General features: G+C 48.6%; 28 protein-coding genes. 9 read left to right on the forward strand and 19 right to left on the reverse strand.

The window, feature by feature from the left end; genetic code table 11:
- Positions 1 to 6: 6 nt before the first annotated feature.
- The 3 genes from C7B65_RS14970 to C7B65_RS14980 form a co-directional block, all read right to left on the reverse strand.
- The gene (locus C7B65_RS14970; RefSeq protein ID WP_073072489.1) at positions 7 to 1,635 is read right to left on the reverse strand and encodes an MFS transporter; all 1,629 of its coding nucleotides are present in this window, start codon (positions 1,633 to 1,635) and stop codon (positions 7 to 9) included.
- A 233-nt stretch (positions 1,636 to 1,868) separates the two neighbouring features.
- Positions 1,869 to 2,102: a hypothetical protein gene (locus C7B65_RS14975; protein WP_073072491.1), complete on the reverse strand. Its 234-nt coding sequence runs from the start codon at positions 2,100 to 2,102 to the stop codon at positions 1,869 to 1,871.
- Between the two features lie 221 nt (positions 2,103 to 2,323).
- Positions 2,324 to 3,718 (reverse strand): purine-cytosine permease family protein, encoded by a 1,395-nt coding sequence (locus tag C7B65_RS14980; RefSeq protein WP_181314408.1) that lies wholly within the window; start codon positions 3,716 to 3,718, stop codon positions 2,324 to 2,326.
- 128 nt (positions 3,719 to 3,846) lie between these two features.
- On the opposite strand from C7B65_RS14980, the gene hisA reads away from it, so the two are divergent.
- Together hisA and C7B65_RS14990 are read left to right on the forward strand one after the other, a co-directional pair.
- On the forward strand, positions 3,847 to 4,620 hold the full coding sequence (gene hisA, locus C7B65_RS14985; protein ID WP_073072495.1) for a 1-(5-phosphoribosyl)-5-[(5-phosphoribosylamino)methylideneamino]imidazole-4-carboxamide isomerase: 774 nt from the start codon (positions 3,847 to 3,849) through the stop codon (positions 4,618 to 4,620).
- A gap of 257 nt (positions 4,621 to 4,877) precedes the next feature.
- Complete coding sequence (locus C7B65_RS14990; RefSeq protein WP_073072497.1) at positions 4,878 to 5,606, forward strand: Bax inhibitor-1/YccA family protein; 729 nt, start codon at positions 4,878 to 4,880, stop codon at positions 5,604 to 5,606.
- A gap of 61 nt (positions 5,607 to 5,667) precedes the next feature.
- On the opposite strand, the gene C7B65_RS14995 is transcribed toward C7B65_RS14990, so the two are convergent.
- Positions 5,668 to 5,955 carry a Uma2 family endonuclease gene (locus C7B65_RS14995; RefSeq protein ID WP_083582976.1) on the reverse strand — a complete coding sequence of 96 codons (288 nt, stop codon included), beginning with the start codon at positions 5,953 to 5,955 and terminating at the stop codon, positions 5,668 to 5,670.
- Between the two features lie 84 nt (positions 5,956 to 6,039).
- Between C7B65_RS14995 and C7B65_RS15000 the strand changes: the two genes are divergently transcribed.
- Positions 6,040 to 7,107, forward strand: a complete 1,068-nt coding sequence (locus C7B65_RS15000) for a dipeptide epimerase (protein WP_073072500.1) — start codon at positions 6,040 to 6,042, stop codon at positions 7,105 to 7,107.
- 32 nt (positions 7,108 to 7,139) lie between these two features.
- On the opposite strand, the gene C7B65_RS15005 is transcribed toward C7B65_RS15000, so the two are convergent.
- From C7B65_RS15005 to C7B65_RS28415, 4 genes are all read right to left on the reverse strand, one after another.
- Complete coding sequence (locus tag C7B65_RS15005) at positions 7,140 to 7,517, reverse strand: CU044_2847 family protein (protein WP_073072502.1); 378 nt, start codon at positions 7,515 to 7,517, stop codon at positions 7,140 to 7,142.
- Between the two features lie 74 nt (positions 7,518 to 7,591).
- The gene (locus C7B65_RS15010; protein ID WP_073072504.1) at positions 7,592 to 8,161 is read right to left on the reverse strand and encodes a Uma2 family endonuclease; all 570 of its coding nucleotides are present in this window, start codon (positions 8,159 to 8,161) and stop codon (positions 7,592 to 7,594) included.
- Between the two features lie 12 nt (positions 8,162 to 8,173).
- Positions 8,174 to 8,299, reverse strand: coding sequence for a hypothetical protein (locus C7B65_RS29290; RefSeq protein ID WP_262983538.1), 126 nt, complete (start codon positions 8,297 to 8,299; stop codon positions 8,174 to 8,176).
- Positions 8,300 to 8,484: 185 nt separating this feature from the next.
- Positions 8,485 to 8,730 (reverse strand): hypothetical protein, encoded by a 246-nt coding sequence (locus C7B65_RS28415; protein ID WP_219898574.1) that lies wholly within the window; start codon positions 8,728 to 8,730, stop codon positions 8,485 to 8,487.
- A 130-nt stretch (positions 8,731 to 8,860) separates the two neighbouring features.
- Between C7B65_RS28415 and C7B65_RS15020 the strand changes: the two genes are divergently transcribed.
- Together C7B65_RS15020 and C7B65_RS15025 are read left to right on the forward strand one after the other, a co-directional pair.
- Complete coding sequence (locus tag C7B65_RS15020) at positions 8,861 to 9,340, forward strand: type II toxin-antitoxin system VapC family toxin (RefSeq protein ID WP_073072508.1); 480 nt, start codon at positions 8,861 to 8,863, stop codon at positions 9,338 to 9,340.
- Positions 9,330 to 9,515, forward strand: coding sequence for a hypothetical protein (locus C7B65_RS15025; protein ID WP_223257395.1), 186 nt, complete (start codon positions 9,330 to 9,332; stop codon positions 9,513 to 9,515). The genes C7B65_RS15020 and C7B65_RS15025 overlap by 11 nt, the downstream gene beginning before the upstream one ends.
- Positions 9,516 to 9,753: 238 nt before the next feature.
- On the opposite strand, the gene C7B65_RS15030 is transcribed toward C7B65_RS15025, so the two are convergent.
- The 6 genes from C7B65_RS15030 to C7B65_RS15050 are packed head-to-tail and all read right to left on the reverse strand — an operon-like array spanning position 9,754 to position 11,555.
- Complete coding sequence (locus tag C7B65_RS15030; RefSeq protein ID WP_219898576.1) at positions 9,754 to 10,152, reverse strand: toxin-antitoxin system TumE family protein; 399 nt, start codon at positions 10,150 to 10,152, stop codon at positions 9,754 to 9,756.
- Positions 10,136 to 10,426, reverse strand: coding sequence for a hypothetical protein (locus tag C7B65_RS15035; protein WP_073072513.1), 291 nt, complete (start codon positions 10,424 to 10,426; stop codon positions 10,136 to 10,138). Before C7B65_RS15035 ends, C7B65_RS15030 begins: the two co-directional genes overlap by 17 nt.
- 44 nt (positions 10,427 to 10,470) lie before the next feature.
- A complete protein-coding gene (locus tag C7B65_RS29295; RefSeq protein ID WP_262983539.1) occupies positions 10,471 to 10,596 on the reverse strand; it encodes a hypothetical protein in 126 nt (41 codons plus the stop codon).
- Positions 10,589 to 10,933 (reverse strand): HepT-like ribonuclease domain-containing protein, encoded by a 345-nt coding sequence (locus C7B65_RS15040; RefSeq protein WP_073072515.1) that lies wholly within the window; start codon positions 10,931 to 10,933, stop codon positions 10,589 to 10,591. The genes C7B65_RS29295 and C7B65_RS15040 overlap by 8 nt, the downstream gene beginning before the upstream one ends.
- A complete protein-coding gene (locus C7B65_RS15045) occupies positions 10,917 to 11,258 on the reverse strand; it encodes a nucleotidyltransferase family protein (RefSeq protein ID WP_219898578.1) in 342 nt (113 codons plus the stop codon). Before C7B65_RS15045 ends, C7B65_RS15040 begins: the two co-directional genes overlap by 17 nt.
- A gap of 24 nt (positions 11,259 to 11,282) precedes the next feature.
- Complete coding sequence (locus C7B65_RS15050) at positions 11,283 to 11,555, reverse strand: type II toxin-antitoxin system Phd/YefM family antitoxin (protein WP_223257396.1); 273 nt, start codon at positions 11,553 to 11,555, stop codon at positions 11,283 to 11,285.
- Between the two features lie 60 nt (positions 11,556 to 11,615).
- Between C7B65_RS15050 and C7B65_RS29300 the strand changes: the two genes are divergently transcribed.
- Positions 11,616 to 11,741, forward strand: a complete 126-nt coding sequence (locus C7B65_RS29300) for a hypothetical protein (protein ID WP_262983540.1) — start codon at positions 11,616 to 11,618, stop codon at positions 11,739 to 11,741.
- Positions 11,742 to 11,832: 91 nt separating this feature from the next.
- On the opposite strand, the gene C7B65_RS15055 is transcribed toward C7B65_RS29300, so the two are convergent.
- The 4 genes from C7B65_RS15055 to C7B65_RS15070 all read right to left on the reverse strand — a co-directional run bounded on the left by C7B65_RS15055 (position 11,833) and on the right by C7B65_RS15070 (position 13,283).
- Positions 11,833 to 12,159: a hypothetical protein gene (locus C7B65_RS15055; RefSeq protein ID WP_073072519.1), complete on the reverse strand. Its 327-nt coding sequence runs from the start codon at positions 12,157 to 12,159 to the stop codon at positions 11,833 to 11,835.
- A gap of 9 nt (positions 12,160 to 12,168) precedes the next feature.
- A complete protein-coding gene (locus C7B65_RS29620) occupies positions 12,169 to 12,453 on the reverse strand; it encodes a papain fold toxin domain-containing protein (RefSeq protein WP_083582971.1) in 285 nt (94 codons plus the stop codon).
- Positions 12,454 to 12,643: 190 nt separating this feature from the next.
- The gene (locus C7B65_RS15065) at positions 12,644 to 12,988 is read right to left on the reverse strand and encodes a HepT-like ribonuclease domain-containing protein (protein WP_073072522.1); all 345 of its coding nucleotides are present in this window, start codon (positions 12,986 to 12,988) and stop codon (positions 12,644 to 12,646) included.
- Positions 12,975 to 13,283 (reverse strand): nucleotidyltransferase family protein, encoded by a 309-nt coding sequence (locus tag C7B65_RS15070; RefSeq protein WP_073072524.1) that lies wholly within the window; start codon positions 13,281 to 13,283, stop codon positions 12,975 to 12,977. The genes C7B65_RS15065 and C7B65_RS15070 overlap by 14 nt, the downstream gene beginning before the upstream one ends.
- Positions 13,284 to 13,460: 177 nt before the next feature.
- On the opposite strand from C7B65_RS15070, the gene C7B65_RS27850 reads away from it, so the two are divergent.
- The 3 genes from C7B65_RS27850 (at position 13,461) to C7B65_RS15080 (ending at position 14,296) form a co-directional block, all read left to right on the forward strand.
- Positions 13,461 to 13,613, forward strand: a complete 153-nt coding sequence (locus C7B65_RS27850; RefSeq protein WP_181314409.1) for a hypothetical protein — start codon at positions 13,461 to 13,463, stop codon at positions 13,611 to 13,613.
- 187 nt (positions 13,614 to 13,800) lie between these two features.
- On the forward strand, positions 13,801 to 14,046 hold the full coding sequence (locus tag C7B65_RS15075) for a hypothetical protein (RefSeq protein ID WP_073072525.1): 246 nt from the start codon (positions 13,801 to 13,803) through the stop codon (positions 14,044 to 14,046).
- 82 nt (positions 14,047 to 14,128) lie between these two features.
- Complete coding sequence (locus C7B65_RS15080; protein ID WP_219898580.1) at positions 14,129 to 14,296, forward strand: type II toxin-antitoxin system RelE family toxin; 168 nt, start codon at positions 14,129 to 14,131, stop codon at positions 14,294 to 14,296.
- Between the two features lie 172 nt (positions 14,297 to 14,468).
- Here C7B65_RS15080 and C7B65_RS15085 read toward each other — a convergent pair whose 3' ends face one another.
- Positions 14,469 to 19,115 (reverse strand): AAA-like domain-containing protein, encoded by a 4,647-nt coding sequence (locus C7B65_RS15085; RefSeq protein WP_219898582.1) that lies wholly within the window; start codon positions 19,113 to 19,115, stop codon positions 14,469 to 14,471.
- Positions 19,116 to 19,202 lie beyond the last annotated feature (87 nt).

Below are 19,202 nucleotides of genomic sequence, written 5' to 3' on the forward strand. Positions count from 1 at the left end.
GGCGCATCACGATCGGGTTGCAGGATACTTGGGCAGGGTTGTAGCGAACAGAAAACAAATTCCTGTGAACATCAGTGCAATCAACAGTGAAGTTTTCATGCCTGAATTGACCGCCTCAAGGTTAATCGATCGCAGCATAGGATAAATTGATGGCGGCACTTTGTTAACCAAGACTGTTCTGATTTCTTCTCTAGAAAGCGTTTGAATCATTTCTTGTAATTCAGCAATGACCAGACCGCGTTGAGCTGGCTCTAATGTTTTGCCAAGCTGTTGTAAGATGCCATCCACAATGTCGCGAGAGGCAAAAAATACTAGCAATGTACCGAGAATTGCTCTTCCCAATGAGCTACCCAAATTTTGAGCCGGATTATAAATTCCAGAGCCTTCCGGTTTCTCATCTACTGAAGCAGTTGAGTAAGTGAGACCCGTAATATACGACACAAATAACCCTGAACCTACACCCATAATAATTAACCCCGGCATCAGTTCAAGTGAGGTGACTTGAAGATGTAAGCTGATGTAGAGTGTCCAAATGCCACCCGCAAGCAGAGCAATCCCAGTATGCAGGACGTACTTGGGCACGAAGCGACCGCTCAAAGGCAAATACTTCAAAACGGCAACGACCACAATGATCATGGTCAGGTTATAGGGAATCACCGTCAGCGCAGTTCTAAATGGATTCAGCGATAGCGCAACAGGCACAAACTGATAGAGATTAAACTGCACCCCTGTTGTAATCAGCACATGCAGCATTGAAGTGAGTACTCCTAGTACAAATCCTCGCTTCCGCAAGAGTCCGGCTCGGAGTAAAGAAGCCCCACATCGGTCTGCCTGCCGTCGCTGCCAAAAGACGAAGAACCCTAGAGTAATCATCCCCACAGCCATTAATGTGGGCACGATCGAGAGCTGAAACGGTGGAATGACTAAACCTGCAACTGAAAACACGCGCTTCGGTTCCCACCAGCCAAATTCTCCTGCTAGGCTAACGCCTAGTAAAATAGAACCAAGTCCTAAAAATGAGAGCAATCCGCCGACCCAATCAATCGGCTGCTGACTGAGAACTGCCAGCTTTGGCAGCGATCGCCGCAACACCAAGATGACAAGAAGCACGCCGAGCGAGGGCAAAAATGCCCAACGCCAACTAAAGTTTGAGGCGAGATAGCCGCCCAGCAACCCACCAGACAAGCCGCCCAGCGACGAAGCCACAATTAGCACTAAGATTGCCCGCTCTGCCGCTTTGCCCTGGCAGAATAGATCCGCGATCGTCCAGGGGGCGCTAATTAAAGGAGTGGCAGCTAGACCCGTCAACAGCGCAAAACTGACCGTCAGCCCTGCGATCGTAGGGCTTAGGGAGGTCAGAACAATCCCGATGCCATAGACGATCAAGCCAATGACGAAGACGCGAGTTCGACCATAAAAGCGGCACAGGTTTTCTGTTGTGGGTGCGAAGGAAGCCGTGACCAGCGAGAAAAGTACGAGAATACTCTGAATATAGCCAACGCTCGAATCGAGATCTTGCACAATCGAGGGCATAATGGCGGGCACAACACTGACGTTATAGGCAATCATAAATAAGGTGAGACTAATTGCCCAAAAGCCCCGCCGCCCAAGTTGAACCGTCTGCGCTTGCTCCATGGAACACCTCTCAATCCTTTAGCCGCTATCAGGAATGAACAATCTTAAGAATGTTCCTTAAGATTGTAAAGAAGCAGATTGCTTTGTGTCCGATGGCGATGAACTCTTTTGAGCAATCATTACATAGTTGATCCACGTCGCCACTCTAAATTTTTCTTACTATTCTTTAAGTTTTATTATGCAATCACCTTTTGTAAATAATGGAACGATCGTAGCCATACAGCTTGATCTGACTAAAACTGAACTTTTCCCTTAAATTGTGTTGAACTGTTGGGAACGGAGGTATTGCAAGAACTTGAAATCACTCGTGAATCAAATACTTCAATGAAACACTTGCCAGAAGTGTTGATCACCCGCAAACCGTTGGCAGAAGAGGCAAAAGCTCGGACTTGACCTTCTAATGTAAAGCCATTAGAACCCATTGAGTTGCCTGCGCGACGGCGAGTGATTGCGCCATTATAGTTCACCTCTGCTGGGTTGCCTGCTGGTACGGCGAGGCTCAGAAGAAACTGAGATAATTTACCTTTTATATTAGAACAAGAAAATATGAAATTGATATGAAGGGACGTTTCTGCTTTAAGGGTAGTGTTGTAAGGACAATTGTGACTGATCGTTCAATCTGGCGGGGCCCGGCAGTGCCGTGTCCTCATCGTAAATTTTGGGTTTTCAAGTAAGTTTAATAAAGTCCTTAACGCTGAGTTGAACGCCGCTCGATCGGACGCAAAACCAGATAAGTGATTGCAGCGAACAACACGCCTAACCCGAAACCGATATCCATTCCATAAGGCGGATTAAACAGACCTGCGATCGGGCCCACAAAAGCGACTTGAGCCACTCCTAAGTAAACCCCAAATAATCCCAACGCCATCGCCACGATCGCTGCCCATCCACTGGGTAAGCGATCGGGATTGTTCCAGTCTTCAACATTATATTGTCCACGTCGGAAGCAGTGTTCGCTCACTAAAATAATTGCCCAAGGACCCAACCAATAGGCGATCAAGAGCAAGAAGGTTTCCAACGTTTGGTCAAAATTTCTAGAGGCACTAATAGCGATTACGGCATAGACAACTGACCCTGCCAGCGTCCAGATCCAGCGCTTAATTCGTTGAAAAACGCCGCCTAACACTTGAATTGAAAGCGCCAGACTATAATCGTTTGGAATATTGTTGGCAACCACACTCAGCGCCAACAACAGCATCATCACGGTTCCTAAACTGCCAAGTGGATTCAGTGCGGCTGCAACTAATTCTCCGCCACTCTTGCCGTTTAATGCGGGAACAGTCGTCAATAATACGCCGAGTGATTCTAACAAAACACACGGAATCCAGATGCCTAAAAAGGTCAGCCCAAACACTTTGGATGAGGGGGTTGTTTCTGGTTGTTTCGCGCTATAGTCTGCGGCATAAGGGCCCCAACCTGCGGCAGCACCATAAATTACGCCGCTAAATGACAGCAGGGACGCGACATAGGCTAGACCGCTCGATTTTGCCGTTACGATCGTGGCTTGAGGCACATTGATGACTGCGATTGCCAGAAAAATTAGCCCCATCGGCATCCAAGCATATCGCCCATAACGATGCACATAGCGATAGCCGTAAAGACTCACGCTCGTGGTCAGCGCTGTGATGCCTAAAATTCCTAACCAGCTTGGAACTATACCCCCACTCAACGCTTGTACTAACTGTCCGCCCACAATCACATTTACCACTGACCAGCCGAGGCAGGTAATGACATTGAACATTGCCATCACACTCGCACCTACCCAACCGAACGAAAAGCGCGCGATCGTCATTTGGCGTAAGCCGAGCTTCGGGCCCAAGGTCGCAAAAAATGCAACCGATGAAACGCCAAGGAGATTGAACACGACAATTACACCGATGCTGTCCCACACGCCCAGTCCAAATACATTGATTGCTAACGCGCCTAACACGATCGTGGAAAGCACGGTGTTTGCTGCCAGCCACAGGGTAAAGTTATCCAAAATCCGCACATGCGATCGTGCTGTCGGTAAAACGCGCTCGATCCCTTGCGCCTCAATGCCCTGCTTTGGACGAACATTTCTCTGTTCAACAACTCGGCTCATTGTTTTGTGATTTGGGGATGACTTTCCAATCGAAAAGTTTAACATTATTAATTTGATCAATCTGCGATCGCATCACCGACAATGTAAGATCTGCTCTCTCTATCTATTCATTAAGGAACAGCAATCTTATGGATGTGATTCCCGCGATCGACCTGCTAAATGGCAAGTGTGTGCGCCTCTATCAGGGCGATTATGATCAAGCCGAAGTCTTTAACGAAGATCCGGTTGCAATGGCGCAACAGTGGGTCAACCAAGGCGCAACCCGACTGCACCTCGTCGATCTAGACGGAGCCAAAGCTGGATATCCTGTGAATCTAGAGGCAATTTCAGCGATCGTGCGGGCCCTTGAGATCCCCATTCAGGTGGGGGGCGGCTTGCGCGATCGTCAAAGCGTCGCCGATTTGTTATCAACTGGCGTTCAACGTGCCATTATAGGAACCGTTGCCGTCGAAAAACCCGAATTAGTCGCAGCGCTCTGCCGCGAGTTTCCTGGACAGATCATCGTCGGCATCGATGCCCGAAACGGACGGGTTGCCACCAAAGGCTGGCTCGAAACCTCAGAAGTTGTCGCCACCGAGTTAGCCGAACGAATGGCACAATTAGGGGTAGCAGCAATTATTTACACTGACATTCATCGGGACGGCACCCTTCAAGGACCCAACTTAGAGGCACTGCGAGAACTAGCCTCCGTCGTTGCAATTCCGGTAATCGCGTCAGGAGGCGTGAGTTCGGTGACTGATTTGTTGAGCTTGTTGGCACTCGAATCTCAGGGGGTGACAGGGGCGATCGTTGGTCGTGCCCTCTATACAGGCGACGTATCGCTTAAAGAAGCCGTCCGCGCCGTTGGTCAGGGTCGCTGGCAAGACGTTCCGACCGATCTTGGCTCATCTGCCTTTGCTTAATTGAGACAGATCTCAAAAACTAGCCAGGTGAATAAATTCTAATCTGTCAACCTGTGATAGCAGTAGGGGCAATCCCGGCGAGATGCCCTCCGTCAGGGGTAGGCACGGGGCCGCTACCCCTACAGTTATTTCATCTCATTCAGTAGCGCCAAATTTGGCGCTCTTTGGTATTTTTTCAGCAATTTCTGACCAATTTCTAAAAACCGAAGGAAAATAGAACCGTAGCAACTCTCATTCTTCATCATCAGTAAAAAAACATGGCTAACACTAGTAACTTCCGGCAATCAGTCCAGGATGCAAAAAGTCAATCGATCGTCGGCTCAAATGTCATTTCCAAAGCCCTACCCGTGCTGGGTGGCGGGCTTATATTGACCGCAGTTGGCACATTTGGCGGCTTGCAGGTGATGGAAAACAGTCCTCAAATCTTTATGCCCACATTTATTGGGGCAGTGATTTTACAACTGATTTTATTCTTCGTCGCTTCCAGCGTAGCTCAAAAAGGCAACAACGGCGTTGCGCTACCCCTGCTTGCGACCTATAGCTTGCTGACAGGCTACACCCTGAGCGGAATTGTGTCTTTGGCACTGCAAACTCCAGGAGTTGGCATCAATGGAGTCGGGATTGCTGCACTCGGCTGTGGCGTGACGTTTATTGCAGCTCGATCGATCGGCTCTAATCTGTCTGAGAAAGACGGCATGGCGCTAACCAAAACCGTGCAGCTTGGAGTCATTGCACTGTTTGTAGTGTTGATGGGTCAGCTATTGCTTCATCTGTTTGGAATTCATACACCCAGCTTTTTAGAAGTTGCGATTTCCGGCATTGGCGTATTGCTGTTTGTCGGTGCAGCGGTGGTTGACTTCTTTGTTCTGCCTCGCACTTACCGCGATGATCAATATATTTCTGCTGCTCTGTCAATGTATCTAACCTACATCAATTTGTTTGTGTTTATTCTGAGATTTATGATCGCAATCGGCGGTCGTGATTAGTTCTGATTCTCGATCTGTTTAGTCAATGATTAAAGGAGACGTAAATATTTCGTCTCCTCTTTTATTGAGGAAAGACTCTAGACAATTCTAAAATGAGAGGCAATGTGATGGGCGACTGACAGCGTATTGTTGCCCGATCGGACACGAGCTTAAGCAACTCGCGGATTAGCTTAGTTAAACAAACCTCATGAGGTCTTCCCTTGGCTGCCATTTCAAAAAGTTCTCCTCGAATTAACTCAACGCGATCGTGCTCCCCAAAAAAACCGAGTTCACCCAAGCGGTGATAGTCTTCTAGGGTAAAGCGCTTAACAGTTGGGACGTTAGGACGTTTGAGCGCAGGGAGATTCATAGTTGTCACATTAAAATCATCTCGTTGATCGAATTGTAGCGGACTGTCCTTTAGAATAAGCATCTAGTCTATTGTTCAAAGGGTATGCAGATTCAGATTCAGACCTTCACTGTTCATAAGCGGTTTGCCCTCACTATCAGTCGCGGCACCACTGCTCAGACAACAAACATCTGGGTCAGAATTGAGCATGACGGCATCGAAGGCTGGGGAGAAGCCGCACCGTTTTCAGTCGGAGAAAAGCCCCAGACCACCGAAGCGATCGCCCGTTCTCTACAAGCGATCGCGCCGCTACTCAAAGCCTTGAACCCGCTCGAACGTCAGCGCATCGATCGCTTAATGGCAGAAACTCGCCTCCCATCAGCCGCCCGTGCTGCCTTAGATGTGGCGCTTCATGACTGGGTGGGCAAACAGGCAAATCTACCGCTCTGGCAACTGTGGGGGTTAGAGCGCGATCGCATTGTTCCAACTTCGGTGACGATCGGCATCAGTTCGCCCGAAGATGCCAAGCAGCGCGTGTGGGATTGGTTGGGCAAAGGCACGATCGCGGCACCACTCCAAGGCATTCAGGCGCTAAAAATCAAACTCGGCAACCCTGATGGTATGGAAGCCGATCAAGCAATGCTGTTAGCCGTCAAAGCAGCCGCGCCGCACATTTCGCAAATTAGTGTCGATGCTAACGGGGGCTGGAATGTAAACACGGCGCTCAAAATGTCGTTCTGGCTGGCAGATCAGGGCATCACTTATATCGAGCAACCGTTACTCAAAGGTCAAGAAGCCGACCTCGCAAAGCTTTATTACCAGTCTCCTCTGCCCATTTTTGTCGATGAAAGCTGTTTTACTAGTCGAGATATTCCTTTGTTGGTCGATCGAGTGCATGGCATCAATATCAAATTGCTCAAGTCAGGCGGTTTGTCAGAAGCGTTACGAATGATTCACACTGCAAAAGCGTTTGGGCTAAAGGTGATGCTTGGCTGCTATTCAGACAGCTCACTTTTGAATACAGCATTGGCGCATCTCTCTCCATTAGCCGATCACTTGGATTTAGATAGTCATTTAAACTTGTTGGATGATCCGTTTGTGGGTGCGGTGTTTCAAAACGGACGAGTCGTGCCCAACAATCAACCGGGGTTAGGCGTACGATTTAGAAATTAGCTGTGGAATGAACAAGCCTAAAACTTCTGCTATCAGGTTTCAGGAATTTTGGGAAACTGACATTTCACATTGATTTCCAGGTTGCAGCCACCTTTCGCGTTGGCAATATAAGGCACTCCCGCTTCGCTGCTGATGTTGATGCCAAATTTGAGGGTGACTTCGCTGACTTCTGCCATCGCGACACCTTTGAAAGCATTCAGCGTGTAGAGGGTGTAGGCTCGGATAGTGTGTTCGATCGCTTGAAAATTTTGTGTAATTTGCTTCTGCGGTTCGTCTGTAAACAAGCCTCGTTTAGGATCACCTGTGCCAATGGGCTTATCGGGTACAAGAACGCCAGAAGCTGTATTTTCGATCGCTTCGATGTAGATCGTGGTTCCGTCGTCGAGAGTAATTGGGGTGAGTCGTCCCATTGATGTTTAACCGTTGCAGTTTGTCTACAGTTTAGCTTTGATAGGTGCTGTTCCTACACCTGAATTGTTGCACTTTATATTAGCTGGGCAACATTTTCGTAGAGGGCTTCGATCGCGCAAGCAAAGCCAATGCTGGCAAATTCAACGGTGTCTCCGGCTCGATAAATTTGGGGCATCCACAAGTTGTCATTGCGCTGAAATCGTTCGACCAGAATTTGTTTTTGGTGGATCAGAGCATATTCTTCAAATTCTGAGATTGATTTGTAATCGGCGAATTTATCGCCTCGGTCAAAGGCTTCTGTTGAATCGGATAGCACTTCAATGATCAGCTTGGGATGCAGGATGAAGTCTTCGTCGGAGCGACGATCTCGCTCGTCGCAAGTAACCGCTAAATCGGGATAGTAGAAAAGATTTAAGGTAGGCAGGCGAACCTTCATATCTGTAGCATAGGAAATACAGCCTGTACTGCGTAGATAATTGACGAGTAAAGCAGAGAGATTGCCTGTGATGATGACATGAGCTTTGCTTGCCCCTGCCATTGCCACGATTTGTCCCTGAAGGTATTCGTGTTTGATAGGGCTGATGCGCTCAATCTCTAAATAGTCTTCGGGGGCGAAGTAGGCATGGTTTTTACTAACGGTCATCACCTGTGTTCCCTAGAGACTGATCTTGACTATATTGCACTGCGGCTTCAACATTGCTGCTGGATGGCGACGATCGCCCTGGTCAAGCAAAGCAGTAATACCGCTCGTGTCTGCTAAAACATCTAAGCTTCTTGCCATAGTAACGCTTCATCCTGCTCTGACAAGTCCGATCGTCCTCTTGTACCTCATACTCCGTTTTTGGCTTCTTCCCAAGAAATCGTCTGCCCCTGTTGAGCTTGAGTAATGCTCTGGCAGTTTTGCAATGAAGTCGCTGTCTGTAAGGATGTCGAGGGTTTCGAGGAGGGCAGTCAGGTGGGCATAGCTCAGGGCTGCCATCGCCGGAATGCCGTCTTGGGAATGATCACGGGTTCGTGGGTGAGTTGGTTAGGTAGGCTAGGAAGCTGCTGTTGGGCTTGGGCGATCGTCAGTCGTTTTGGCATGGTAAAGGGGAACCAGTCGGTGTATTTAATGTAGCACTGTCCGCTTTTCAGTTTCGTTGCAGCGATCGCTCCTCTCTCTATCACTCCAGACCGAGCGCACCCGCAATTCTGACTGGTGATGCGGTACATTGCGATCGCAAAATTCTACTTTGCAGAAGAGGTGCGATGGACTGTTAGCGATCGCCGCATCATAATGGGAAAATCTGACCCGATCGCCCTATTCAACCTCTCCTAATTCAACAACATCTGATCCCAGTTTATGCCTCGCATTTATCTCGATGTTTGCTGCTTTAACCGCCTGTTTGATGACCAATCTCAAGCTCGAATTCGCATCGAAACGGAAGCAGTTTTGGGGATTTTGGAACGTTGCGAGGTGGGTGAGTGGGAACTGATTGGAAGTGAGATGATTGAGACTGAAGTGTCTCAGATTGCTGATCAAGAGCGGCGGCAGCGAATTGAAAGTGCTTTAGAAATGGCTCGATCGCGCATCATAGTAGATGATAGGATTGAAAATCGAGGCAATGAGCTTCAAAGCTTGGGGTTTCAAGGATTTGATGCGATCCATGTTGCCTGTGCTGAGATGGCTCAAGCGGATGTTTTTTTATCAACCGACGATCGGTTGTTGAGAAGAGCCGTTCGATATCGTGAACGGCTTACCGTTACAGTCAATAATCCTGCGATATGGTTTATTGCAATGGTTCAAGCAGGAGGCGCTGAAGATGACCCCAATGGAACTTAGACAACAAGGTTTGGCGGTGTTGCATAAGGAACTAGGCTATGTTGGTATGGTGCGGTTCCTCCAGCAGTTTGAGGCTGGAAGTGGTGACTATGCGAAGGATCGTCATCAGTGGCAGGATGGGCTGACTGTTGCAGAAATCACGGCGCAAGTTAAGCACCGTCGCGATCGCACGTAGCTTTGAAAATGCTGGATGTTCCTGCAATGCACCTTTTCTCTAGTGCGATCGCGCCTGCTATAGAGAGGCGATCGTAACGATCATCCATTTGTGGGGATACGATCGCTGTCATAACGGAGGGGTGGGATCGGCGAGGAGTAGGGCAATCGTTCTTCTCCCTCTATCACTTTATCCCGATCGCGCCCTCACTTCTGATGGGTGATGCGGCACAGGTTGCGATCGCTTTCACTTGCTTTCCTTACAGAAAGCTTTCGACTCTAGCAGTAATTTCTTGTAAAACGTCTAAAAGCGTTGGAGCAGAAGAGGTGGTCACATTCTCCTCACTGCCATCATGCTTGTGATTTGGATAAGTGGGTAGATTCAGTTTTTTATGATGTGGAGTGTTGTCATAACGAAAAATTAAACTATTCGTGGCATCCATATACTGATAAGCATACATATCTCGATCGACACTAATCTCTACACTGACGAACTCTCGAACACGAAGTATGGAACCATCAGTAAATTTAATTTCGGCTCGAATGAATCCTTCATAGGTGTCTCGTTTTTCGCCGTCTAATGTAAAAGAAGTTAATTGTGAGCAAGTTGAAATAGCCGTTTCAATCTGTTGAAAATAAGCTTCAAGTGGCAAATTCAATTCCTCGCAATCTTTCCACTTTCTCTTGTAAACGTTGAAGTAAGCGGAATTCTCCAATCCATTCGTCAAGTTCTAGAGTTTCCTGAAACTCATCGTTCTCGTAGCGATGCAAAAATTCCTTAGTAGAAAGTTGATATTTCTCCTCGAAGTCTCGAAGCCGTTGGGCAGTCTGCTGAATTCCGGCTTCAGTAGAATGTAGAGCTTCAGCGATCGCACCCTCGATTAGGGGTTGCAGTGAGCCTGAATGTTTAGAGATGAGTTTGAGTTCAGTCATAGAACTTGCTAAAGGGTTTGAACGGCTGCTTTACGCTAGCGCTTTCATTTTAGCGGAGCGGTACGATCGGGAAGGAGTGGCGCGATCTCGTCACGGCAAGCAATCGTGTCCTTACCTTTTGCTGGTAATGCCGCAGATTTGGCGATCGCTGAAAAAGAGTGGTCATTCATTCACTGGCGGCAGAAGCAGTGGTTCTAGTAGTGGTAAAAGTTTAGGTAGTTTGGTCTGAACTACGTCCCACACAATATCAAGATCAACCTGATCATACTCATGAACAATTACATTTCGCATTCCCGCGATTTCTCGCCAGGAAATCTCTGGATGCTGCTGACGAAAATCAGAGGATAGACGTTTGGTTGCTTCACCAATGATTGTAATTTGATACAGCAGGGCTGAAACTTTTTCATCGTTTGTTTCCAAATCTATCCGATTGACTCCGGCTGCATAGCGCAGAGTGCGTCGAATGGCTCTTTCAATATCAATTAAAGATTCATTGTCGCGTGGCATAAATAACCTGTGCAGAAGTCAAAATATTGTTACGTCGTAACCAGTTTTGGCTACGCTCGATCGCAGTCTTGACGATTAGATCAACCTTGCGACCAAAGAGAGTTTGCAGTTCATCCTGCATCTGAATCGTTTCGGTTAGACCCCGTTTGGCATCTGGAGCAAACGTGACTAAGACATCAATATCACTGTTCTGGTTAAAGTCATCGCGCAACACGGAGCCAAACAGAGCAAATTCGGTAATTTGCCAGCGATCGCAAAATGCCTGAATTTCTGCCATTGGTAACTCAAAGTGTTTAAAGTCTCCTGGTTCCATAGTTGAAATCATCTCGTGAAACGGAGTGTTGAAGCGTTAGTGAGCTTGAGTAATGCTCTGACGCAGTTTTGCAACGAATTCGCTGTCTGTGAGGATGTCGAGGGTTTCGAGGAGGGCAGTCAGGTGGGCATAGCTCAGGGCTGCCATCACCGGAATGCCCTCCTGGGTAATGATTACGGGTTCTTGGGTGAGTTCGTTAGGTAGGCTAGGAAGCTGCTGTTGGGCTTGGGCGATCGTCAGTCGTTTTAGCATAGTAAAGATGAACCAGTGGGTGTATTGAATGTAGCACTGTCCGCTTTTCAGTTTCATTGCAGCGATCGCGCCTCTCTATCACTCCAGCCCGATCGCGCGTAGCTTTGAAAATGCTGGATGTTTCTGCAATGCACTTTTTCTCTAGTGCGATCGCTCCTGCCTGGACAGGTGATCGTAACCCATCATCCATTTGTGGGGGTACGATCGCTGTTATGGCGAAGAGGCACGATCGAGGAACATTAGCCTGATCGCATCAGAGAAGACGATCGCTGTCACGTTGCTTCTCTTCAGATTTTTGACTTTAACAGCGTTGAGTGCGGTGTTTGTACTCTAATCATGCGGCGATCGCGACGGCAGAGTGCTGTTGCTTGAATTCATGCAGGAGTTGAAAGAAGTGGTCAAACCCTGTTTTTTCGTCATGGCAGGTGAGCATGATCAGCTTTGCCCAGGAGGTGACGCTGGTGACACCAAGTTTTTGCTGAAGCCACGGCTGGAACTCGTCGTAGAACTGGGCTTCGGCAACTGTGAGTTCAATTGCGAGCTGGGTGCGGGCAAATTCGTAGCCGTTGAGAAACATGAGTAGGTCGCTGACGGAGGGGCGACCGAGATACAGCCCAGGATTGGTGTGGATTTGTTCTAAAACCTCGAAGAGTCCTAGCATGGGGGTCTCCTAGTCTGGTTTTGACTGCTGTAGTGAGTCTAATTCTTCCAGAAGGAACTGTCCACTCCGGCAGTGGAAGTCATTTAGCCAGTTCTCGCGTGACATTCCCTCTGGGGATAGGTTATCAAAAACTTTGCCCAAGACTTCCACGCCATAGTGAGTTCCATTTTCTGTGATGGATTGATTAGAGGTGATGCGATCGCTAACAATATAAAGGTCACTACGACGTTTGGTTTTAAGCTTGAGGATTTTGCCAGGGATGTTCTGACTGATAAATATTCTTGACGATATCAGCTTTAATTGATCGAACTCTCACTTTTCACAAAGGATACCGCACCTGAATCGATACGCTCTCATTTTAGCGGAGAGGCACGATCGAGGAGAAATAGCACAATCTCATTATGGTTAGAAAGCGATCGGACGCTTACTTTTCGCGGGTGATGTTGCACAGTTGGCGATCGCTTTTTCGACAACTTTCTTATTTTTACGTCTCCAAAGCAATGATTTTCTCTAACTCTGCTACTAGCGGCGGCAAATCGTTTGTGACAACTTCCCAAACAATATCCAGGTCGATTTCAAAATAGGCATGGGTTAGGCGGTTTCGCATTCCAATCATTTGCAACCAGGGCACTTGAGGATATTTGGCTTTACAATCAGCCGAAACCCTGCCCGCTGCTTCGCCAATAATTTCGATGTCTTTAACCAGCGCTAGTGTTAGCATACGATCGCTGTCTAAATCTTTTCGAGTGCAGTTTTCGACAAAGCTCATGGCTTCGATCGCGGAATCTTGCATGTGGCGCAGTCGAGTCGGGTCGTCAATCCTGGACATATTGCACTAAGGCTTCACTAAGGACACGATCTCGGATGTAGCGGCTGAGTTCTTGGGGGGTTCGCAAATCGACGGTGCGATCGCCCAGTAGATGGGAGAGTTCTTGCTGCATGGTGACGATCGCAAAGCCAGGTGTTGATCCTGGCTCGAATTCAACTAAGACATCGACATCGCTGTCGGGGCTGAAATCGTCTCTGAGAACGGAGCCAAATAGAGAGAGGCGACGGATTTGGTGTCGCTGGCAAAATTCAGCAATTTTAGCTTGAGAAATTTGAATGGGAAGTGTGGGTTGCATAATTCATCCATTTTTTGCTGATAATGCCGCACATTTGGCGATCGCTTTATTTTTCCACTCATCTAGCAGTTTTCCCAGTAAAGTGTAAATGTCTTGGTGAGTGGGTTAGGTAGGCTAGGAAGCTGCTGTTGAGCTTGGGCGATCGTCAGTCGTTTTAGCATAGTACAAGATGAACCAGTGGGTGTATTGAATGTAGCACTGTCCGCTTTTCAGTTTCATTGCAGCGATCGCGCCTCTCTCTCTATCACTCCAGCCCGATCGCGCGTAGCTTTGAAAATGCTGGATGTTCCTGCAATGCACTTTTTCTCTAGTGCGATCGCTCTTGCCTAAATGGGCGATCGTAAGTTCCTATTATCCATCTGCGGAGGTACGATCGAGGAGAAATAGATATAGCCCGCACTATGGCAGAGAAGACGATCGGGCGCTTACTTTTTGCGGGTGATGTTGCACAGTTGGCGATCGCTCTACTGGGCAAGAAACTATACTGGAAATAACTTTGCTCAACACTTGCAAAAGTATGCAGACCTATGAAGAAATTCTAACCCTGGTGCAAAAACTTAATCTTGACGATCGGTTTCGGTTGTTGGAAGATCTGAGGCTTTTGATTTACGAGCCAGTTATGGTTGAGGGTACAGATGAGGTGATGCCTGCTGAGGTGATCGCCGAAAGCGACGCAGCTTTACGAGATTATCAAGCCGGACGAGATCCCGGATTAGCTTCAGCCGCGTTGAAAAAAAAGTTGTTTGGTAGAGACGTTGGCTGATTGGGATTATATTCTGCTGAAGCCTGCTCAAAAATATTTGGAGCGGATGCAACCCGATGATCAGATTTGAGTCATTAGCGCTTTGGATTCGCTGATTACCGATTTAAGTGTGCTTGATGTAAAACCTCTGCAAGGCAGACCTGAGTTTTGCTTGCGAGTGGGCAAATATCGGATTTTGTTTGTTGAGGACTCAGAGAACAAAGTCTATGTCGTTACGACGATCGGCTCTCGCGAGAATGTTCACAAGTAGAGTGGGGCGATCGCTTTCACTTGTTTTCCTTACAGAAAGCCTTCATTTTAGCGGAGAGGCACGATCGAGGAGAAATAGCTCGATCGCGTCATGGCTAGGAAGCGATCGGACGCTCAATTCCGATCGATCATGTCGTACGTCTAGCCAATAAAGTTGATTGAGTCAACGAAAATTACTGGTTTTTTAAGCTTTCAAGTTCTTTGGGAGTGAAGGGATTTTGACCGGAACGAAGGGCATCGATCCAGCGTTGCCGTTGGGCTTTCTGCTCGTCGGAGATTTCTGACTTGAGATAGGCTTGAAAGTCGGCAATGGCTCCTGCTGAATTGCCCGTTAGCGCTCTAGCCAACCCTCGACTATTCCGATATTCAGCATCATTACCAGGGGCGAGACTAACTGCATTTTCACAGGCAAACAAAACTTGCTTGGCAGACCCGTTGAGGCTACCAAACCAGCAAAGTGTATCCCAACTCTTAGCCGAGATCTTGAGATCTGGAAGTAGCTCTTGAGCTTTTGCATAACTTGACAGGGCTGCCTCAATTGCTCCTGCTTTGGCTAGTTCTTTTCCTCTATCAACAAAGGCTGGAGCAGCAAATGTAATAGCTTCAGTCTGAGGATTTAGCTTTAAGTTAGGGTCACGTTTTACGGCTTCCTGCAACATCTGAATTGCACCTTCGACATCTTTAGCTTTTGCTAATTCTCTGGCTGGGGGCACCAGCGTTGCGGCGTTCGCGTTTAGGAAAGACTGATTCTGACAGATTTCTAATCCTGGTTGTGCTTCAGCGTGAATGGGTAAGTAATCTCGCAGCCAGTAACAGCCGAGGGTGGCTAAACTGTCTAAGTTCAAATTCCACAGCTTGATGGTGTTATCGACACTGCCCGAGGCGATCGTTTGTCCATCCGGGCTGAAATTAATACTAAGCACAGGATCATTGTGTCCATTCAACGTAGTGATCAGCGCCCCATCTCGCTTCCACAGCTTGATGGTGTCAAAACCGCCAGAGGCGATCGTTTGTCCATCCGGGCTGAAGCTGACACTGTACACAGAATCATTGTGTCCATTCAGCGTAGTGATCAGCGCCCCATCTCGCTTCCACAGCTTGATAGTGCTATCCCCACTGCCAGAGGCGATCGTTTGTCCATCCGGGCTGAAGCTAACACTGCTCACAAAAGCATTGTGTCCACTCAGCGTAGTGATCAGCGTCCCGTCTCGCTTCCACAGCTTGATGGTTTTATCATTACTGCCAGAGGCGATCGTTTGCCCATCTGGGCTGAAGCTGACACTGTACACAGAATCACTGTGTCCATTCAGCGTAGTGATCAGCGTTCCGTCTCGCTTCCACAGCTTGATGGTTTTATCATTACTGCCAGAGGCGATTGTTTGTCCATCCGGGCTGAAGCTGACACTGCCCACAACAGCGTTGTGTCCATTCAGCGTGGTGATCAGCGTTCCGTCTCGCTTCCATAGCTTGATGGTTTTATCATCACTGCCAGAGGCGATGGTTTGTCCATCCCGGCTGAAGCTGACACTCCTCACAACAGCATTGTGTCCATTCAGCGTGGTGATCAGCGTTCCGTCTCGCTTCCATAGCTTGATGGTTTTATCATCACTGCCAGAGGCGATGGTTTGTCCATCCCGGCTGAAGCTGACACTCCTCACAACAGCATTGTGTCCATTCAGCGTGGTGATCAGCGTTCCGTCTCGCTTCCATAGCTTGATGGTTTTATCATCACTGCCAGAGGCGATCGTTTGTTCATCCGGGCTGAAGCTGACACTCCTCACAACAGCATTGTGTCCACTCAGCGTGGTGGTTGGCGTTCCGTCTCGCTTCCACAGCTTGATAGTGCTATCCCCACTGCCAGAGGCGATCGTTTGTTCATCTGGGCTGAAGCTGACACTGAACAAAACAGCATTATGTCCACTCAGGGTGGTGATCAGCGTCCCGTCTCGCTTCCACAGCTTGATGGTCTTATCGAAACTGCCTGAGGCGATTGTTTGTCCATCCGGGCTGAAGCTGACACTTCTCACAGCAGCATTGTGTCCACTCAGCGTGGTGGTTGGCGTTCCGTCTCGCTTCCACAGCTTGATAGTGCTATCCCCACTGCCAGAGGCGATCGTTTGTTCATCTGGGCTGAAGCTGACACTGAACAAAACAGCATTATGTCCACTCAGGGTGGTGATCAGCGTCCCGTCTCGCTTCCACAGCTTGATGGTCTTATCGAAACTGCCTGAGGCGATTGTTTGTCCATCCGGGCTGAAGCTGACACTTCTCACAGCAGCATTGTGTCCACTCAGCGTGGTGGTTGGCGTTCCGTCTCGCTTCCACAGCTTGATAGTGCTATCCCCACTGCCAGAGGCGATTGTTTGTCCATCCGGGCTGAAGCTGACACTCCACACAGAATTATTATGTCCATTCAGGGTGGTGATCAGCGTCCCGTCTCGCTTCCACAGCTTGATGGTCTTGTCGGCACTGCCTGAGGCGATTGTTTGTCCGTCGGGGCTAAAGCTGACATTGTACACAGAATCATTGTGTCCATTCAGCGTAGTGATCAGCGTCCCGTCTCGCTTCCACAGCTTGATAGTCTTATCTAAACTGCCCGAGGCGATCGTTTGTCCATCCGGGCTGAAGCTAACACTGCTCACAAAAGCATTGTGTCCACTCAGCGTAGTGATCAGCGTTCCGTCTCGCTTCCACAGCTTGATGGTCTTATCGGCACTGCCCGAGGCGATGGTTTGTCCATCCGGGCTGAAGCTGACACTCAACACAGACTCATTGTGTCCATTCAGCGTAGTGATCAGCGTCCCGTCTCGCTTCCACAGCTTGATAGTATTATCTAGACTGCCCGAGGCGATGGTTTGTCCATCCGGGCTGAAGCTGACACTGTAGACATAAGCAGTGTGCGGCATGCTGTTCTGTTCCTTCACCCTGTAAACTGCTTGCTGAAGGGCTGCTACCGTCTGCATCTGCGTGTAGTCTTTTGCCCAAACAGAGCGATCAAGCTGTCTGAGTTGTTGCGCTGCTCTTAATCCTGTCAGTAACGCCTTAAACGGTTCACCAGAGAGAAACTCTTCTTTAGAAGAGGCACTTTTGAGTCTGACATCGGCTGCTGCAATCATCAAACTCGCTAAATTCACTTTTGTCAAAATCTGTTGTCTTTCTGCTCTGGCTGTGCTTAATTCTCTGTTTGCCACCTGCACGTTTTGCTCTGCTTTGTCAGATGCCGCCTGTGCCGATCGATATTCTCGCTGGATTTCCGTTAATTCCGTTTTTGTTTTTGCAACATTCTGTTGCAGCTTCTGCTGTGCTTGCTGCGCTCTCTGCCTTGCTTGCTGTGCTTGCTGCTGTGACTGCGCCAAATTCCGGCTGGCAACTCTAACATTTTGCTCAGACTTTTTTGACTGGTCTAGTAAAGTCTGATTTTCCTGCGAGATCTGCTGATTGTCCTGACGGGCTGTTTTAACCGCTGCAACCGCTTGATCTCGTTCGCTATTGGCAGCAATCACTGTTTGCGTACTTTGCCAAGCCGAAAACCCTGCTGCGATCGCGCCTGTCAGCATCACCCCCAACGCAACCGCCCCCAACCGAATCCGCTGATTAGCTTTGCGGTTCGCCTCTGAAAGCACCTGCTTTGCCTGCTCTTCCGCCGCCAGTTTTAGCTTTACCTGCTGCGTTTCTAGCTCCTGGCTCATCCCCAAAAAGCGGTAATCTGCATCGTCTAACCGCTTTCCTTGTGACCAGGCGAGTGCGTCTCGATAGGCTTGCCCTCGCAGCAACCGCGATTCATCCTGCATTCCAGAATCAAGCCAAGCCGCGATCGCAGATCCATAAGGTCTTAGTGTCGCTAGCGATCGCTCTAACCAATCGCGATTAAATACCTGCTGATAAACCTGGTTATAAACCTGTAGCGTTCCCTCGCGCTTCACGACCACGCCCGTTAGCCGCAAATCTACCTGCTCTGCGCTATCATCTGCGCCAACTTCACCCTGTTGAATAATCTGCTGATAGAGTCCCAGTAGTCGCCCCGTGCGCTGTTCTCCGCTTAAGAGGAGGCGATCGCGAATCGTCTTCAAATGCTCTGGCGTATCCTGCGCTTCCCAATTCTCAATCACTCTGCTTTTAACGAGAGCGCTCACCCAAGCGGCTTCTTGTCCGATCGAGGCAGAATCATTTGCACTCAAAATCAACTTACAAACTTTTTGCGTCAAAAACGGCTGTCCACCCGTCCAAGTCAAAACGGCTTGCATCAGTGCTGTGGGATCGCTCGACTTCACCGCTAAACCCTGAACCAAAGGGTCAGCCTCATGCAACTGAAACCCCATCAGTTCGATCGGGCGACCCACATTAAACGGCGTTCGCTGCTTGTCTTGCATCAAGTCAGAGGGGGTTGTCACCCCTAGCAGCGCAAACGTTAAGCGATCGTAGTCTGGCTTCTCCGATCGGCGGTTATAGCACTCTCGAATCAATGCAAAAAAGTCATCGAGGTTAAACGGCAAACTCAGAACACTGTCAATCTCATCAATAAAGACCACGATCGGTTGCGGAATCGCGGTCAGCAATACTTCACCAATAAACTTGTCAAACCGCCGCACATACGAAAGTAAACGGTGTTCTTCCCACCAACTGTAGAGATCAAACGTCTCGTACAGATCCAAGCTGCTGACAATGCTATCGATCACACTGCTATACCATTGCTCTGGCTGCATATCTGAGGTGCCGATGCGCGTAAGGTCGATCGCCGCACACGCTACACCTTCCGCCTGCAATCGCTGCATCGTCTGCACTTTCAGACTCGACTTCCCCATCTGCCGAGAATTCAGCACATAGCAAAACGGGTGCGACCTTTATTTGATACCCTTAGAGCGCAATGGAAAAGCCATATTGATTCAGCTTGTTCCAGAATTGATCCC

Origin of the sequence: Phormidesmis priestleyi ULC007 (assembly GCF_003003695.1) — a bacterium.
GTDB classification, from domain to species: Bacteria; Cyanobacteriota; Cyanobacteriia; order Leptolyngbyales; family Leptolyngbyaceae; genus Phormidesmis_A; species Phormidesmis_A priestleyi_A.

What these genes read in the sequence shown, in the direction of transcription:
- C7B65_RS28415 (WP_219898574.1), bottom strand. Translation starts at nt 8,730, where the DNA reads ATGTACCGCATCACCAGTCAGAATTGCGGGTGCGCTCGGTCTGGAGTG.
- C7B65_RS15005 (WP_073072502.1), bottom strand. Translation starts at nt 7,517, where the DNA reads ATGGGACGACTCACCCCAATTACTCTCGACGACGGAACCACGATCTAC.
- C7B65_RS15020 (WP_073072508.1), top strand. Translation starts at nt 8,861, where the DNA reads ATGCCTCGCATTTATCTCGATGTTTGCTGCTTTAACCGCCTGTTTGAT.
- C7B65_RS15010 (WP_073072504.1), bottom strand. Translation starts at nt 8,161, where the DNA reads ATGACCGTTAGTAAAAACCATGCCTACTTCGCCCCCGAAGACTATTTA.
- C7B65_RS15035 (WP_073072513.1), bottom strand. Translation starts at nt 10,426, where the DNA reads ATGACTGAACTCAAACTCATCTCTAAACATTCAGGCTCACTGCAACCC.
- C7B65_RS15025 (WP_223257395.1), top strand. Translation starts at nt 9,330, where the DNA reads ATGGAACTTAGACAACAAGGTTTGGCGGTGTTGCATAAGGAACTAGGC.
- C7B65_RS15070 (WP_073072524.1), bottom strand. Translation starts at nt 13,283, where the DNA reads ATGCAACCCACACTTCCCATTCAAATTTCTCAAGCTAAAATTGCTGAA.
- hisA (WP_073072495.1), top strand. Translation starts at nt 3,847, where the DNA reads ATGGATGTGATTCCCGCGATCGACCTGCTAAATGGCAAGTGTGTGCGC.
- C7B65_RS15050 (WP_223257396.1), bottom strand. Translation starts at nt 11,555, where the DNA reads ATGAAACTGAAAAGCGGACAGTGCTACATTCAATACACCCACTGGTTC.
- C7B65_RS15075 (WP_073072525.1), top strand. Translation starts at nt 13,801, where the DNA reads ATGCAGACCTATGAAGAAATTCTAACCCTGGTGCAAAAACTTAATCTT.
- C7B65_RS14970 (WP_073072489.1), bottom strand. Translation starts at nt 1,635, where the DNA reads ATGGAGCAAGCGCAGACGGTTCAACTTGGGCGGCGGGGCTTTTGGGCA.
- C7B65_RS29300 (WP_262983540.1), top strand. Translation starts at nt 11,616, where the DNA reads ATGTTTCTGCAATGCACTTTTTCTCTAGTGCGATCGCTCCTGCCTGGA.
- C7B65_RS15065 (WP_073072522.1), bottom strand. Translation starts at nt 12,988, where the DNA reads ATGTCCAGGATTGACGACCCGACTCGACTGCGCCACATGCAAGATTCC.
- C7B65_RS15000 (WP_073072500.1), top strand. Translation starts at nt 6,040, where the DNA reads ATGCAGATTCAGATTCAGACCTTCACTGTTCATAAGCGGTTTGCCCTC.
- C7B65_RS15040 (WP_073072515.1), bottom strand. Translation starts at nt 10,933, where the DNA reads ATGCCACGCGACAATGAATCTTTAATTGATATTGAAAGAGCCATTCGA.
- C7B65_RS14980 (WP_181314408.1), bottom strand. Translation starts at nt 3,718, where the DNA reads ATGAGCCGAGTTGTTGAACAGAGAAATGTTCGTCCAAAGCAGGGCATT.
- C7B65_RS15045 (WP_219898578.1), bottom strand. Translation starts at nt 11,258, where the DNA reads ATGATTTCAACTATGGAACCAGGAGACTTTAAACACTTTGAGTTACCA.
- C7B65_RS29290 (WP_262983538.1), bottom strand. Translation starts at nt 8,299, where the DNA reads ATGGCAAGAAGCTTAGATGTTTTAGCAGACACGAGCGGTATTACTGCT.
- C7B65_RS14995 (WP_083582976.1), bottom strand. Translation starts at nt 5,955, where the DNA reads ATGAATCTCCCTGCGCTCAAACGTCCTAACGTCCCAACTGTTAAGCGC.
- C7B65_RS15055 (WP_073072519.1), bottom strand. Translation starts at nt 12,159, where the DNA reads ATGCTAGGACTCTTCGAGGTTTTAGAACAAATCCACACCAATCCTGGG.
- C7B65_RS14990 (WP_073072497.1), top strand. Translation starts at nt 4,878, where the DNA reads ATGGCTAACACTAGTAACTTCCGGCAATCAGTCCAGGATGCAAAAAGT.
- C7B65_RS29295 (WP_262983539.1), bottom strand. Translation starts at nt 10,596, where the DNA reads ATGAATGACCACTCTTTTTCAGCGATCGCCAAATCTGCGGCATTACCA.